The following is a 15,505-nucleotide window of genomic DNA, read 5'->3' on the forward strand; positions in this document are numbered from 1 at the left end:
GGTTAGTATCATTATTGAATTCTATGCTCTCACTTTATATTTGTTAGGCATTTTATTAGGCGCTATCCTTACTTTAAACTTTTCAAAAAAACGAAAATAGATGACTAAAATTATTCACCAAATGTTTTTCTAAATCCATAAAAAGGTCTGTAACCGATTTGGTTATAAAAGGATTGAGATTCACCGCTTGCCAGCATCTCTATTCTCGTAGAGGGATACAATCCATGTACAAACTTTAGCAGATACTGACCAATCCCTAGCCCTCTATATCTTTTATCGATTAAAAGTTCGCAAATATAGAGAGTGACATGTCTATCAGTAAAGCCCCTAATATATCCGATAATTTCCTCTTTTGAGAGTACTACAAATGCAATATTGGAATTGTTCCAGGCTTGCTTTGTTTTATCTTTCCCCGCAACCAAGTTTGTCCATTGTTCTTCCGCATTCAGCTTATTTATAGAAACAAAGTCTTGCTCACTATATTTGCGGATTTCTATGGGCTGCCCATTCTCTATGTGAATCATGATATCCCCCAATGCCTTTTTTATCGTTACTCCTAATGATTAGTATCCCTATCTAATGTGACCTTTTCTCTCAGAATAACCTTGAATCTTTCTGGTTCATCTACTCGAATCGCAACTTGTTCATATTCTTTCTTTATACCCATTATAAGAGTGGCTTGAACAGGGTGTTTTAATTTTAAAATAACATCTGGATAAACTTCTTCTAAATCTCGGTAAATGAATTCAACCGTCTTTTCAGTAACTTTTTGCTTAAGTTGTTCTTGTTCATCAATTATGGATTCAATATCTGTCCACTTTATTTCCATACGTTTCATTAATCCAAGCGAAATATACATACGGTCCTCCGTAATCTTTAAGGGATTCAAACGGACAGCCTGAATATCTGCCACAAAAAGAATGACCGAGTATATATTAAGAAGGAGTAAGATCATGGACAATAGAAAGTATTTTTCATGCAGCCACCAATGAATTGCTGCGGTTTCAAAAACAATCGCGTGAATCAACATCACTTGGAAAGCAATATAGCTTGATTTTTGATGCAAGGTGTATTGATTTTCGCCCAGCTTCACCGTTTTGTTCCAGCTTGCAAAAGCATAATAAAACATAAGCATTTCTGAACAGATCATTTGAATAATAACAGGCGTTTTTTTCATTTTTTGCTCAACAGCATTCGGGAATGAAAAAACAACTGGGAGTGGACTATTTTTAACAGAACGGGTAATGTACGGCATATATTTGAACAATGTAACGATGAGCAGCACTTCAAAACATACTAATAAGCCTTCAATCAGAAAGCCGGCCCAGGTGATTGATTCAAATGGCGCCAAATATTCCATTGGAATTAGGAAGCGTACTAAAATGAGACCGCTGGCAGCCAATAAAATCATATTTTTCCATCCCCAGCTTTTCTTCCATGCCATAAATAAAACCGGTAAAACAAATGCCAAATCAAATATGGAGCCTACCACTGCACCATTTGGATTGTATTGTAAAATTTCAACTCCAAATGCTGTACGATATAAACAAACATTAGAGATTAGAACAAGCAGGAACAACATAATCAATAAAAAATCTCGATATAAGGATTTTTTCACAATCACTGTTTTCACACCTTTCTCCGAAACAATTCGACTTTTTCCTAACTGTCTATATGTATTTAAAAATAGAAATATCATCATTTCGCCTACAACAATCTTATTCTACAAATCCCATTTTTATCCTGCACACTTCTATTTCAAAGCAAGAAAAGACGGCAATCATTGCTTGCCGTCTCTTCAACCTCATTTGATTTATTTTAGGTCATATGCTCTCACAATCTAACCGCTCCAATTCATCATAAAGTCCATCACGTACCTCTTCTGCTTCTTTCTTTTTTACATATAGTAGCTGAAGTGCTTCTAATGCTGTCTCTTTCTCCATATCACGAATGATATCTGATAAAAGATGTTCCACCTTATCAATTTTTTTCTCCAGTGATTCGTAAGTCTCGTTCAAAATTACATGGTGTACAAGCTTCACATTACTCTGACTCCGAGTCACCGATTGACTTGTTTGTTTCCCTTGCAACATATCTGCAAGCATATGCTCTCTCGCCCAAGAATAATTCCCTAAATAAAGCTGTAATGTCCGATTTTGTAGCCAATATGTTTTTTGAAACAGCTTATTCAGCAAGTATCGATCATGGCTAACCGTAATAATAGTTCCCGGAAATTCACTTAATGCCTCTTCCAGCACTTCTCTCGAATCAATATCCAAATGATTCGTTGGTTCATCCAGTATCAATAAATTAATATCCTTATACATTAGCTGAGCGAGTCGTAATCTCATACGCTCACCCCCGCTTAATTTCTCAACCTTTTGAAAGACTTGAAAACCATAGAAAAGGAACCGGGCCAGAATATGACGGGCTTCCCCTTCTGTAACATGGACCTCTTGGCGGAAGGCCTCCAGAACGGTCATGTCTTTTCCTTCTTGAAATAGCTGTTGAGACAAGTATCCAATCTTCACATTGCTGCCCAGTTTAACCTCTCCATCGTCAGGTGTAATCTCATTCAGAGCCAATTTAAGAATAGTTGATTTCCCGGTGCCGTTAGCACCAACAATCGCGATTCGTTCACCGTATTGTACAAACAGGTCCATATTCTCAAACAATGTTTGCGTACCAAATCGCTTCGTAATTCCATGAAGCTGCAGAACATCTTTACCGCTTCGCTCTGATTGGTCAAAATCGAGGTCCATTTTACGCCTTTCTAAAATGGGCCGTTTAATTTTCTCCATTCTCTCTAGGGCACGTTCCATATTGCGGGCACGCTTATGCAATCCTTCACTCGGCGGATTCGCCTGATTGGCCCATTCGCGTAACCGTTTTATCGCTTCCTTCATTTTTTTGATTTTCTTCTGCTGTTCCTTATATTGATTAAATTCTTCCAGAAGCCGTTTTTCTTTTGCTTGCACGAATTCAGAGTAGTTTCCTTCGTATACGAATACCTCTCCATCGTCCAAGTCTAAAATCCTCTTAACCGTTCGATCTAGGAAAAATCGATCATGCGAGACAATTAGGACTGTCCCATCATAGTCTTCGAGGAATCCTTCAAGCCATTCAACTGCACCAATATCCAGATGATTGGTTGGTTCATCTAACAATAGGAGATCTGGCTTCTGCAGGAGCAGCACCCCTAGACCGACTTTTGTTTTCTCACCTCCGCTTAAGGAAACAAAACGTTTATCGAGCATCGAATCGAGCATCAGCCCATTGGCTATCTTCATAATCGTGCTGTCCATCTCATAGCCGCCAAGCCGTTCAAACTGCTCCTGAACTTCTCCATACTGTTCTATACTGCGAGCCAATGAGCTTTCATTAGTTTCAACAGCCATACTATGCTCAAGTTTATCCAGTCTCTCCTTCAGCCCAATCATATGGCTAAAAGCAGATTGTAAGCATTCATATACCGTGGTGCCATCAGTAAAGTCAGGGATTTGTGACAGCAAGCCCAATGCTGCACCCTTTTTAATGTGAATAGCCCCTTCATCAATTGTTTCGACACCTGCTATCATTTTAAGAATTGTTGATTTCCCACAGCCATTCCGACCAACGAATCCAATTCGTTCTCCTTCCTTGATCTCAAACGTAATATTTTCAAATAGCTTTGTTCCGCCATAGTTTTTTTCAATTTGCTGTACACTGCATACAATCATGTGCATAAACCCCTCTCACGCCCATACCCTGTACATGAAAAAAAGCCATGGGAAAGTCGATATAAGACTTCCCCATGGCTTTTGAATTTCTATTCTATCAAGGGTATAGAGACTTATTATCGTTCTTTTTTCATATGAAATTTCCTAAAAAGGGCAGACTACCCCCTTGACGAAATTGCACATGAAAAATGGCACGAATCAATGACAAGTTTTCAAGCCATTGCAAACATACCTTCACAGAACGATTCATCTCTACACCTCCTTCAATGGAATAATTTAGTTATAATTATAAACTTTCAGTTAATTATTAACAACCGCTTTTTTACACTCTTCACAGATATTCTTCCATTCTACGAATGGTCCTTCTGTTCCACCCGATTCAAACGCAATTCTACTTGCTTGCCTACTAGCCACAAAAGGAAAATGACGATACCCACAATAATACTTTTAACTGGTTCGCGAATTAAAGACATAATGTCATGGCCAATATAACTAATAGTAAAGATCATAACCAATTTTCCCGCAAAGACAGCAAGCATATATTGTTTTGGACTAATGTCAGATAATCCGCAAACAATATTTACGATCGCAGATGGAGTGAATGGGAAACAAAGCAAGATAAACAACGGGCCAAATCCATGATGGTTGATCCAGAGCATCGCTTTTTGCACAGCCGAATGTCTATGTAAAAATGAAAGGGCTTTTTTCTTTCCATATTTTCTGGACAAATAAAACACAACCATTGCACCAGCGACAGCACCTGTCCAGGAGAGAAGAAAACCAATCCATAAGCCAAAAGCATTGGCATTAGCCGTCACAAAAACAAACAAAGGCAAAAAAGGAAGGAACGCTTCAACAAACGGGAGCAGCAATCCCGGAATGGGACCTAAGTTTCTATAATCACTTATTAATTCGGCTAAATGCTCCAATGTTAGCCATTCTGTTAACCAATTAAGATCCATAGTCTCTCCTCACAAACAAATAACAAATTCAGTCCATACTATATAAATATCCCCATATACATTAGATTGAAACAATCCTTACCCCTATTATATCAGATTGCTGTAAGGAGAGAATTAGTTAGAAAATAAACTTGTCAAAAATGTGAAAAGCGATTATTCTATTTAAGAACATATGTTCGTTTTTTACAGACATTGAAAGGACGCGATTTACATGACCCGCATCCCTACAGAAGAGCGCAATATAATGGAAAAAGCGATCTATCTACCCATGGTCCTCACCGTCCTTGCCCGAGACCTTCAAGTGGTAAAAGCATCGCCCCTAAAATTAAAACAACCATACATATTATTAATTGATGAAACCATGAAACAGGTCCAAGCGGAATTGAAGCAAGCAAGCCACTATATGAGGACACATCAACTCAAAGTGGAAGAAACAAAAAGAGACGAATCATTCACCTCCTTTTTATTTCTGTATAAGGGCTATGAGGAATACCATAATTATTTCAATCCCCGCATTCGAAATAAAGTACAGGAATTACTGGAGTATTATTTTTTGAAGCAATGGACTGACCAACTGAAAAATTAACAGCAATAAGTATGCATCAACCTTCCTTATAACTATTTGATGAATGCATCAAAACATGCTTTGTTTGGAAATCTGAATTCCTATCATTAACTTGCATAGCATTATATAAATAATGTGTCTTTCGCTCCGTCTCTGCTAAGGTTTGAAGCAGCTTCGACTTCAACATCGCAGTTCTGAGCATCTGATTTTCAATAATACTATAGGAAACCGGAACAACGATAGATTGTTTATTATGAAAATTGATTTGTGTTTTAGTCGCATCAATCTTAACTCTGGATACAATATGCTCATAAGAAAGCCAAATACACGATTCTTTTGCAGGAGATGTAGTAGGAAAAAAGAATAGGCGATTAGCCGGTTCTAACGATATCGGCACTTTATGCGAGATACCAAGGAGCTTTTTCGTCGACTGACATCTTCCAGGATAATCAGCTCCAAAATAATCACAGCTGGATTTTACTACTTCAGATGGTCTAAAAGGTACTAAAATTTCTTCATCAAATTCAATCACTTTAGAATACGTTTTCGATCCATATTCTACTGGAACAACAGCAAATGTAAATGGACTTATTTCGTAATCCTCTCTCCTGCTTATCACGTTCTTTTCCATGGCTTCCTCCTTATAGATCCTACAATATTACTACAATTTCAATATAACATAATATTTCGAAATAATTGGTTTATTCACCAAAATTTCAAATTTAACCCAAAATCCCCATGATTGTTAAAGTTATTTTGTTTTATATTTTGGGTATCTTATATATTAACTATTTCAAACTACTAAAATAAATTTTCTGAATAATTTAAATATTTAGTTGATTTTTCTTTTCATCTGACTTATAATAAAAAAAAGCAACGGGGGGATATCCATGAATCACGAAAAAGCAAATACAGATATCGTAAAAGCTGTTGATGTGACTGTTGACCAGGGGACCATGGAAGATCTACTGATGGATATGATGATTTACGAAGCTCAACTAACCCATGCACAAAGGAAACTGAAAGAAGAAATCGATCATGCCTTGGACAATAAGGACAAAGAAGCATTTATGAAACTTTCCGCCGAGCTAATTGAATTGGAGAAAAACTTTGGGAATTAAATCAAACAACTTGTAACGAGTAAATACGGTGTATAAACAAAATCACAGAGCGAGGATTATTTAATCCCGCCCTGTGATTTTCTTGTTTTCACTCTTTAATCAATTATTTCTCTAAATTAAATGAAACGTTGACTGCAATCAATCAAATACCTCGAAAATGATATAGTCGAATCCAAAAGTTCCTTGTTTGAATTATATAAAGTCCCCTTATCACCTGTGCGAGCACGGATAGCTTCATTAATAACCTGATGATACTCTTTTGGCATATGGCTTAATCCATATCCCCCTGCCCCTGTTTTGGAAATAACATCGTCCTCCGCTAACGTATAGTATTGACGAAGCAGCCCAAGAACTGTCCATTCTATTTCCTCCCGTAAATCACGAGCAGACCTACCCACCAATTCATCGACTGAGGATTCCATCCACTGAATTCGATTGGCCCAGTAAGTATTCATATTCGCAAATACATAGGATTTTAATTGCTTTGAGGGGAATTCCAGTTTAAAATCAGAGGATGCAGGTCCCAGAACAGTGATTCCTTTTTCAGCAAAAAGGGTCCATGTCACAGGATTGAAATTAAAATAGGGACCAAAGCTTAAATTGCCGCTATTATAATAAAAATGATTTTGATGATCATTTTTCACTTTTCCTAATTCTCCCCAAGTAATATAGACACCGTCCATCTCTGGAGACTTATATTTTTGAGCGATCATTCTATGAATCTTTGAGAGAATACCAGCTTCATCATCTGTTAAATGCCGACTTGTAACAGCAATAAAATCGATATCACTTCTACCTTTTTCAAAGGCATCCAATGCAATGGAGCCATGTAAATACAAACCCTCCAACGCATTTGGCAGATATTCATTAAATAATCCTTTGTATTCATTCAAAATAGTTTCTGCGATTTTTGGTATTTTCAACATACCTATCCCTCTTAAAATTCTTTTGTCATAAACACACTGTTCGGGTCCTCTTTATAATCTGCAAACGGCTTACAATATTGAAATCCAACACTCTCATAAAGCCTTTGGGCTGGTTTAAATGCAGTCATTGACCCGGTTTCCAGACTTAGTTTCTTATAGTTCCGTTCCTTCGCTATCTTGATAATGTGCTCTAGCAGCTTTCTAGCTACCCCTTTTCTTAAATGATCCAGCGACGTTTTCATTGATTTAATCTCTCCATGAGTCATATCAAGTTCTTTCAGGGCCCCACAGCCAACTAACTCCTCATTCTCCCAAACGCTCCAAACTGTGATATTTGTTTTCTTCAACTCTTCCAGATTTAAAGCATGTATACTCTCAGGCGGCGAATGCTCGGCCATACTGTAAATATGGCTATTAATTAAAGCAGCCACTTCAGTTCCTGTTAAATCATCCACTTTAATCTTCAACCAATCACCCCTCACCTTTAAAGACACCCCAAAAAAGAATATACAAAATATTAATCTTTAATTTATGTCTCCTAAATAGACGGGAACCGTATCACCTTTGTGATAATTGATTACGTGTTTTCTCATGGCTTGAGGATAGAGTCTGTATGCTAATAAATCACTTAACGGCAGCCATTCCACCCCAATTTGTCCTTCATCAGGATTTATTCCATTTTGAATCACTGTATTCCTGCCTTTAATCGTACATAAAAACATATATTCAATTTGATGGGTATCCTTATCAAAAGCAGCATGCTCATGATTTTGTCCGATATATTCACGAATCAGGATCAAATTACCAATTTCAACCTCCTGTCCTATTTCTTCTATACATTCTCTTTTTAATGTTTGATGAAAGGTTTCTCCCTGCTCCTGCCCGCCACCAGGCAATATATAATAGATACCTTCACGATCTTCCTTTTCTATCGCGAGTAATTGATCATCCTGAATAATAATGGCTTTAGCAGAATTTCGAATTGGCATTATCGTTCATCCTTTATCCTTTTATTTATATATTTTTAAAGACAAAAAGAGCTGAAAATTCAGCTCATATGGTTATGATTGATTTAGAATTGAGTCAGCGTTCATATAACGTTCAATGATGATATTACGATGGTGCACTTCATGCCCGGCAATGATAACAGCAAGAGCACGAACCGTAATATCGCAATCATTAGCTGTGCCACGGCGCAGCCACTCTTCACTGCAAAGACTTTTCAATAATACAATCGTTGACTGACGGACGATAGAAAAGTTTTGTAGAAGCTCTTCCACTGTTTGTTTTGTAAAGGATGCTTGCTGAACATATTTTTCTTCATTAAAGCCGGGCAAGTTTCTGCGGTCTCCTCGCGCAATTGCAAGAAGCCTGTATGCCATGATTCTCTCTGTATCAATCATATGTCCGATAACTTCCTTGATACTCCATTTCCCTTCTGCATAACGGAATTCCGCCTGAGTATCAGTTATTTTTTCCAAAGCAGCAATCGTCTGTTTTATTTGTTCGGATAAAAGTTGAATCAAATCACCTTCCGGAACCAAATCCACATACGGTTGATAATAAGGGGCATATTCATTTTGTTCTAATTGTTTTCGCATATTCCCTCTCCTTTTATGTACTTCCACTATTTATTCCACCTTCATTGCCTAAATTCCTTTATTGCACGAAAGCAAAAATAGAGCCACTCCGTATAACGAAGGGCTCTTCACTTTTTACTTTTTATACTTCTCTGCCATTTCAATCCGTTCAAGCATGGTTGGATGACTGTTCCGGAATATTTTAATCAGTAAAGGTGGATTCATTTGGCTTAGTCCCTTTTCTGAAAGCTTCTGAAAGGAGGAAATAGCTGCTTCAGGATTTTCGGTCATGTTTAAAGCATAGGTGTCTGCTCTTGTTTCCTGCACCCGGGATACATAATTTGTAACGGGATTTGATGCAAACAACAGAATGGACGTGATCAGTAAAAAGAGCGGCAATGAGCGAATATCACTCATGGATTCTAAATGGTACAATTCCCCTCTTTTCCGTATAGCTCTTTTCATCCATTTATCTGTCAGCCATAAACCAACCAACATGAGAACCAAATATCCAGCAATACCGAGGTATATATGCTTTTCCACATAATGAGCCATTTCATGAGCCATGATAAATAAAATCTCATCATCCTCCAGGCTATTCAATGTGGTGTCCCAGAGTACAATTCTGGAATTTGAGCCAACCCCTGTTACATAAGCATTTAAAGAATTGGTTTTCTCCGACATATTTACTTCATATACATGCTCAGCCGGAATATGGGCTTTCGCCGCCAAATCAAGGATTTGTTCTTCCAGCGCTTTATCTTTAAGCGGATAAAAATCATTGTATAGCGGATCGATGACAACCGGCTGAATAAACATGACGAATATCGTGAATGGAATACATAACAGCCAGCTATACAGCCACCAGCGAGCAGGACTTTTCTTAATGAGCCAGTACAAGACAAGAACGACTATTAAGGTCATCCCTAAGTCCACCCAAAACTCAATAAAATTATCCTTCATCCAGGAGGAGAAAACCTGTGAGGATATGCCGTAGGCAAGCGATATTTTATATCGAATGTATGAGAGCGGCAGGAAGACAATGAATAACAGGAGTGAAAGCCAAAAGACATAGGCGCTAATTTGAACGGAACGCCTTTTCCAGGTTTGCTTCCCCCATTTCTCTAGCCCTTTGGACAATCCAGATACAAGAACAATCGCGTAAAATAGCCACTCAAGCGGTGTACTGATAAAAAAGAAAAAGTTCCGTATGTTAGAATACGTTTCACTCTTTTCTAATAATTCCTTATTCATAAACGTAGAGGGATCTGCATTGGTTCCCCTCATCGATTCAGGAATAGCTGTATTGGCACCATGAAAAAGATAAACATATATCGCCAACGCATAAATCAGAAATAGGCTTAATATGATTAGAATCCATTTTTTTCGCAAATATACCCCTCCTCAAACATTCCATCTATATAGTTTACCGGTATTTGTACAAGTTAGAACCTTAATTCATTCTTTCTCCATACGACACAAAATAGACACTCATTTCTCACAAGTTTCCAACAACTTTACCATAACCACTATCTATATAATGGTAAAATAGGGGAGGAATAACAAACAGAGGGGAACTGTTAAACGATATGAAAAAGTTATATATAGGATTTACTATCTTATTAATTTTAAGTATCGGTGCTGGTATTTACTACTTCACTGGTTATAGGCAGTCACAAATGGAGTTTCCTAAGGAAGTTACAATGGAATCCACTACCAGTACGGATTATTCATTCAAGGAAATGCCACAAAAAATACGCCTATTGGAATTTATGTATACGAACTGTCCTGATGTCTGTCCAAATACAACCTATCAAATGGTCGATATACGTGATCAACTTGTGAAAGACGGTCTGTTTGGCGATAAAGTCGAATTCCTGACAGTCACAATTGATCCAGCTCGAGATACACTCCCGATTATGAAAGAGTATGGTGAGACCTTTAAAACTACTGCCGCAGACGGATGGTATGTATTGCGTGGAGATGCTCAGGATACAAGAAAGCTGGCAGATGCTTTCCGTTTCCAGTATAAAGACCCAGGTTCAGGCTTCCTAATCCACACAAATGCCACTTATCTTATTAATGAAAAAAACCGTGTCATTGAAGTATTTGGAATGGGAGAAAAGGATTTTGACCGAGAAGAAGTTTACAAGAAAATCGTCAAGAATGCTGAAAAGATGTAGCTAATTCCAGATAACTTGTACATAAAAGTGTAGACAAATAAAAGACGGCTCTTTCAATTATAAAACCAATCAACCTTCTCCATCCCACTCTAAGAGTATAAGAAAAGACTGTCCATTGACAGTCTTGTTCTTATGCGGAAATACTATCCTTCGCACAATTAAAGAAACCTATATTTCCAAGAGAGAAGCTTCAGCTTGGCATCCCTCATAATCAGCTCCAAGAAAGTCTAGTAATTCTTGATTTCGGTCATGAAATTGTTCTAACCCTTTTTTATGTGATTTCCACATAATCTCTGTGTTTTTTTCAAAACTCTTAAGTTCAAACGGTGGTCGATAAACGAATGCTTTCCCTTCTTGCTCCAGCTTTTCTATCAAATCCATTGTTTGATTATAATGTTGTGCACGTTTCACCATGGCTTGAACCAGTCGTGGATATTTCTTACGCAATAGCTTAACTGCCCATTTTGTCTGACTGTCGAGCTTCTTCCTGTAGCCCGGCGGTCTTGTTAAAATAATGACATGCTTTTCATAGCCATCTGCTATCGCCTTTTGGATTGGTACTGAATCAGCTAACCCTCCATCATAGTAAGGAACATTATTTATTTTGATTTCAGGAAACAGCAATGGAATAGCACATGAGGCCCGTAAAATAGTAGCCCCTTTGTCCATTGTTTTGCCGTCCATGTATTCTACCTGTCCGGTATAGGCATTTGTCACACCAAATAAAACTTGACCTTGATAGTTTTGATATGTCTCCCAATCAAAGAAATCCAACTGATTAGGAACCGTATCATAGGCAAACGTCAGCCCAAACAGACTTCGCTCCGTTAGAAAATTGCGCACTCCGACATAGCGCTTATCATTCCGGTAAGTAGATATGAAGCGAATCGTCCTGTTTTTTTGCTCAGAAATATAGGAACAGGCACTAATAGCCCCCGCAGAGATACCCAATATGTAAGGAAACATCATCTCTTTCTCTAAAAAACCGTCTAAGACACCTGCTGTATATACCATGCGGAATGTTCCGCCCTCTAAGATCAAGCTCGTATTTTTTATATTGATAGGAATCATCAAAAAGTCTCCTTTATTCTTGCTCACTATAGATGTTTATAGGTGTCGTTTAAGCCATAAGGCACTCTATGCTCTCTTTATAATTCTTCATACATAATCAATTGTAACGTATTAAAAGTTCTACAGCGCTGGTTAATCTTTACTATTTTTTCTCGTAAAAAGGAGCTGTCCCGAAAGCCAGTGAAGTATGGCTAATAAGAGGCAGCTCTTTCTTCCTATTTAAATCGGATGATAGAAAAAACTTATCTTTCCAAACAATTTGGCCACATAACACCCTATCATAAGTACGTTGTTGATGTAACTATTTATACTATTGAACAAGTTGAACAACTAAGCATCAACAAGAGGAACTTCTGCTACGATCCTTTACATTTTATAATAAGGCAAATAATATATATTTTTCTAACTATAATGACTGCCAAAGTGGTTACTGAAAAAAACATACTATTTTAATCTTAGTAAATATAAAATTATTAATCAGGTAGTACATCCCCATTTTTATTTTTAATTTAGTATTTCCAATTTATCCGAAACAATATATAATGTTATAAATCCATAATAAGGAAAAAGCAATGAAGAGAAGAGTAAGTGTGCTTAAGCATAACAGAGAACTCCAGTAGCTGAGAATGGAGGATGTAATAGCCCGCCGAACCAAGTCTCGGAGCTTCGTATAGGATATTTCTTCTGAGATTGATTATGCATCGGTGTCTCCCGTTAAAGAGATAGAGTATAACCAGGCCTTGTCCTGCCGTACTCGAAAAGATTTCTGTGGCAACATAGAAATAAACTGGGGTGGCACCGCGAACTTCTAAATTCGACAAGTCTCGTCCCCAAGGTTATTAACCTTGGAGGTGAGACTTTTTTATTGTCCTAAAAATCAATGTTTGGGAGTGGATTAAATGAAGTGGAAATACCCCCTTTTACTTTTACTTGGAATTGGTGTATCGAATGTTGGTGCATGGATTTATTTGATTGCATTAAATTTAATTATTTTGGATAAGACAGGATCACCATTAGCCGTTTCCATCCTATATATCCTATTGCCTATTGCATCCTTATGTACAAATTTCTGGTCTGGGACTTTAATTGATCGGTTCAATAAAAGAAGGCTCATGATTTATCTGGATATTATAAGAGCCATATTTATTTTTATCTTGCCGTTTTTGAATTCACTTTTATTTATTTACTTCATTGTATTTATCATCAATATTGCAAGGTCTATTTTCGAACCAACCTCAATGGTCTATATGACAAAATTAATTCCAAAAACAAATCGACAACGATTTAATGCCATGCGAAATTTTATTAATTCCTGTGGGTTTATACTAGGGCCTTCCATTGCGGGTTTCCTTTTTATTATTGGTTCTCCTAATTTAGCAATCCAAATAAATGCTTTCGCTTTGTTATTTTCAGTAATCATTATTCTATTCCTACCGAATGTGGAATTTGGGAGTGAAGATCGTATATATGAAAAAATCAACCCTTCATTAATCCTGAATGATTGGAGAATCATCCTTAAATTCAATAAAACAAATAAACATATAACGATAGTTTATATTCTATTTAGCGGAATGTCTGTATGTATGTCTGCCTTAGATTCATTAGAAGCTGCATTTGCAACCGAAGTTCTCTTTTTATCCGAAAGTACCTATGGATTTCTTGTTAGTATTGCCGGTGCAGGTATCATTGGAGGTTCACTAGTAAATACAATCTTTGCGAATCAATTGAAAATAAATATACTAATGGGACTTGGAGCGTTCTTCACTCCGATTGGTTATCTAATCTTTGCCTTTTCAAACGATTTTATATGAGCTTCGATAGGATTTTTCGTTCTAACATTTTCTTTATCATTTGCAAATACAGGCTTTTTAACCTTCTACCAAAACAATGTGCCTGTAGATATTATGGGCAGATTCTCCAGTGTCTTAGAAATGCTAGAGGCAGGTTTAATCATCATATGCACAGCCTTAATTGGTTTATCTGCCGAACTGTTTGATATTCGCCCTGTTTATATCATGGGTTCCTTTATTTTTTTCCTATTGGGGCTGCTCATTAATTTTGTTATATCTGATCATTCGAAAAGAAGTTATTATGTTCAAGTATAAAAAACAATAATAAAAGAGGTTGGGACATAACTTATAAACGATCCTGAAAAGACGAACGATATCTAATTTATCGACTTTGTTACTTATTAAAGAGGTAAGTTGGAAGAAAAGTACGTTTCATTGCGCTGCAGCCACTCGCTTTCCGCGGGGAGGAAGCTGAGCCTCCTCGGCTACGCCTGCGGGGTCTCAGCCTTTCCTCTACTTCCCGCAGGAGTCGGTGGCTTCCGCTCCATTCCACTAAGTTTAATAATGGTATACAGAAGTACCCAATCTATTGAAAACAAATAAAAATCCGAACTATTAGGTGAAATATTTATTAAAATATCACCTAATAGTTCGAATTTATCATTGACTGAAATACTTATGTCCCAGCCTCTTTTTTGTTTTATTTAACAATGTATCATAATCCTTCAATTCGATCCAACCATTCATTCATTAGAACGTTAAAAATTTCGGGCTGTTCAATTTGTAAATTATGGCCTGCTTTATCCAAAATAGCGAACGTTGCTCTCGGATACTTTTTGATCAATTCGAGTGCGTCCTGATAGCCAACAGACGAATCTTGTCTGCCTAGCAGGAAAACGCTTGGCTTAATAAAATTTGTTTGGTCAATCTCGAAGGAGAATCCATATTGGTCTATGTACGCCATCAAAAATTTTTCATCGCCTAGTTTACTGCCGCTTAAAATCTCTCGGTTATACCTCAACCACGTGTATTCATCAAGTATGACATTATTTTTGCTGAAATTCTCTACCTCTTCCCTTGTTAATGTGGCCAAAAATTCGTCATCTGTCTTAAATATTTGATGTTTCTCCACTCTTCTGTTTTCTAAATAGGGGAAGATAACCGGACAGATAAAAGCTGCACCTGATAATCTATCATATTGGTTTTGAATAACTCCTCTTGCTATATATCCCCCATAGGACTCACCAGCAATGATAAATTTTTGGTCAGGCAGGATGGCTTGAATAAAATCCTGGACAGCATTCAGCATTTCGTCAGCACTTTTAATGTCATTATAGTTTCTCGTCAAACCCATGCCAGGAAGGTCAAAATAAATACGACGATACCCCTTTCTATCAGCAAATAGGGGTTCCATACACCCTTTCATTAATCGATGATCGGGGGAATAACCGTGTAACATTAAAATGGGTTTACCTTCACCTATGTCTTCATAATAAATTTCTGCCTGGCGGACTTTGCAATATGGCATCCTATCAACCTCGTTTCTAAACAGTAAATCATATATCCAATATTCTCTATAATTCTTTCT

17 protein-coding genes are annotated in these 15,505 nt (G+C 37.2%); 4 read left to right on the plus strand and 13 right to left on the minus strand.

Features of this window, described 5'->3' with window-relative positions:
* Positions 1 to 110: 110 nt before the first annotated feature.
* The 5 genes from AC4D4A_RS08510 to AC4D4A_RS08530 form a co-directional block, all read right to left on the minus strand.
* A complete protein-coding gene (locus AC4D4A_RS08510; protein WP_490995498.1) occupies positions 111 to 524 on the minus strand; it encodes a GNAT family N-acetyltransferase in 414 nt (137 codons plus the stop codon).
* Positions 525 to 556: 32 nt separating this feature from the next.
* A complete protein-coding gene (locus AC4D4A_RS08515) occupies positions 557 to 1,624 on the minus strand; it encodes a beta-carotene 15,15'-monooxygenase (protein ID WP_490995499.1) in 1,068 nt (355 codons plus the stop codon).
* A 199-nt stretch (positions 1,625 to 1,823) separates the two neighbouring features.
* Complete coding sequence (gene abc-f / locus AC4D4A_RS08520) at positions 1,824 to 3,719, minus strand: ribosomal protection-like ABC-F family protein (RefSeq protein WP_490995500.1); 1,896 nt, start codon at positions 3,717 to 3,719, stop codon at positions 1,824 to 1,826.
* A 130-nt stretch (positions 3,720 to 3,849) separates the two neighbouring features.
* Positions 3,850 to 3,969, minus strand: a complete 120-nt coding sequence (locus AC4D4A_RS08525) for an RAxF-45 family protein (protein ID WP_490995501.1) — start codon at positions 3,967 to 3,969, stop codon at positions 3,850 to 3,852.
* A 100-nt stretch (positions 3,970 to 4,069) separates the two neighbouring features.
* On the minus strand, positions 4,070 to 4,681 hold the full coding sequence (locus AC4D4A_RS08530; RefSeq protein ID WP_490995502.1) for a TVP38/TMEM64 family protein: 612 nt from the start codon (positions 4,679 to 4,681) through the stop codon (positions 4,070 to 4,072).
* Positions 4,682 to 4,892: 211 nt separating this feature from the next.
* On the opposite strand from AC4D4A_RS08530, the gene AC4D4A_RS08535 reads away from it, so the two are divergent.
* Positions 4,893 to 5,267, plus strand: coding sequence for a YhjD family protein (locus AC4D4A_RS08535; protein ID WP_066101681.1), 375 nt, complete (start codon positions 4,893 to 4,895; stop codon positions 5,265 to 5,267).
* A 16-nt stretch (positions 5,268 to 5,283) separates the two neighbouring features.
* Here AC4D4A_RS08535 and AC4D4A_RS08540 read toward each other — a convergent pair whose 3' ends face one another.
* Positions 5,284 to 5,877, minus strand: a complete 594-nt coding sequence (locus tag AC4D4A_RS08540; RefSeq protein WP_490995503.1) for a competence protein ComK — start codon at positions 5,875 to 5,877, stop codon at positions 5,284 to 5,286.
* Positions 5,878 to 6,136: 259 nt separating this feature from the next.
* Here AC4D4A_RS08540 and AC4D4A_RS08545 point away from each other — a divergent pair, with 259 nt between their 5' ends.
* A complete protein-coding gene (locus AC4D4A_RS08545; RefSeq protein ID WP_490995504.1) occupies positions 6,137 to 6,367 on the plus strand; it encodes an IDEAL domain-containing protein in 231 nt (76 codons plus the stop codon).
* A gap of 116 nt (positions 6,368 to 6,483) precedes the next feature.
* Here AC4D4A_RS08545 and AC4D4A_RS08550 read toward each other — a convergent pair whose 3' ends face one another.
* The 5 genes from AC4D4A_RS08550 to AC4D4A_RS08570 form a co-directional block, all read right to left on the minus strand.
* Positions 6,484 to 7,293, minus strand: coding sequence for an aminoglycoside adenylyltransferase domain-containing protein (locus AC4D4A_RS08550; protein ID WP_490995505.1), 810 nt, complete (start codon positions 7,291 to 7,293; stop codon positions 6,484 to 6,486).
* Positions 7,294 to 7,304: 11 nt separating this feature from the next.
* Positions 7,305 to 7,760, minus strand: a complete 456-nt coding sequence (locus AC4D4A_RS08555) for a GNAT family N-acetyltransferase (protein ID WP_490995506.1) — start codon at positions 7,758 to 7,760, stop codon at positions 7,305 to 7,307.
* A gap of 57 nt (positions 7,761 to 7,817) precedes the next feature.
* Positions 7,818 to 8,282, minus strand: a complete 465-nt coding sequence (locus AC4D4A_RS08560) for an NUDIX domain-containing protein (protein ID WP_490995507.1) — start codon at positions 8,280 to 8,282, stop codon at positions 7,818 to 7,820.
* A 72-nt stretch (positions 8,283 to 8,354) separates the two neighbouring features.
* Positions 8,355 to 8,894: a DinB family protein gene (locus AC4D4A_RS08565; RefSeq protein ID WP_490995508.1), complete on the minus strand. Its 540-nt coding sequence runs from the start codon at positions 8,892 to 8,894 to the stop codon at positions 8,355 to 8,357.
* Positions 8,895 to 9,008: 114 nt separating this feature from the next.
* Positions 9,009 to 10,265 carry a M48 family metallopeptidase gene (locus tag AC4D4A_RS08570; protein WP_490995509.1) on the minus strand — a complete coding sequence of 419 codons (1,257 nt, stop codon included), beginning with the start codon at positions 10,263 to 10,265 and terminating at the stop codon, positions 9,009 to 9,011.
* Between the two features lie 197 nt (positions 10,266 to 10,462).
* On the opposite strand from AC4D4A_RS08570, the gene AC4D4A_RS08575 reads away from it, so the two are divergent.
* Complete coding sequence (locus tag AC4D4A_RS08575; RefSeq protein ID WP_490995510.1) at positions 10,463 to 11,056, plus strand: SCO family protein; 594 nt, start codon at positions 10,463 to 10,465, stop codon at positions 11,054 to 11,056.
* A 168-nt stretch (positions 11,057 to 11,224) separates the two neighbouring features.
* Here the strand turns inward: AC4D4A_RS08575 and AC4D4A_RS08580 are convergent, their stop codons facing one another.
* Complete coding sequence (locus AC4D4A_RS08580; RefSeq protein WP_490995511.1) at positions 11,225 to 12,127, minus strand: patatin-like phospholipase family protein; 903 nt, start codon at positions 12,125 to 12,127, stop codon at positions 11,225 to 11,227.
* 899 nt (positions 12,128 to 13,026) lie between these two features.
* On the opposite strand from AC4D4A_RS08580, the gene AC4D4A_RS08585 reads away from it, so the two are divergent.
* The gene (locus AC4D4A_RS08585; protein ID WP_490995512.1) at positions 13,027 to 13,938 is read left to right on the plus strand and encodes an MFS transporter; all 912 of its coding nucleotides are present in this window, start codon (positions 13,027 to 13,029) and stop codon (positions 13,936 to 13,938) included.
* A gap of 694 nt (positions 13,939 to 14,632) precedes the next feature.
* On the opposite strand, the gene AC4D4A_RS08590 is transcribed toward AC4D4A_RS08585, so the two are convergent.
* Positions 14,633 to 15,445: an alpha/beta fold hydrolase gene (locus AC4D4A_RS08590; RefSeq protein WP_490995513.1), complete on the minus strand. Its 813-nt coding sequence runs from the start codon at positions 15,443 to 15,445 to the stop codon at positions 14,633 to 14,635.
* Positions 15,446 to 15,505 lie beyond the last annotated feature (60 nt).

The organism is Pradoshia sp. Z5_111 (assembly GCF_058267535.1).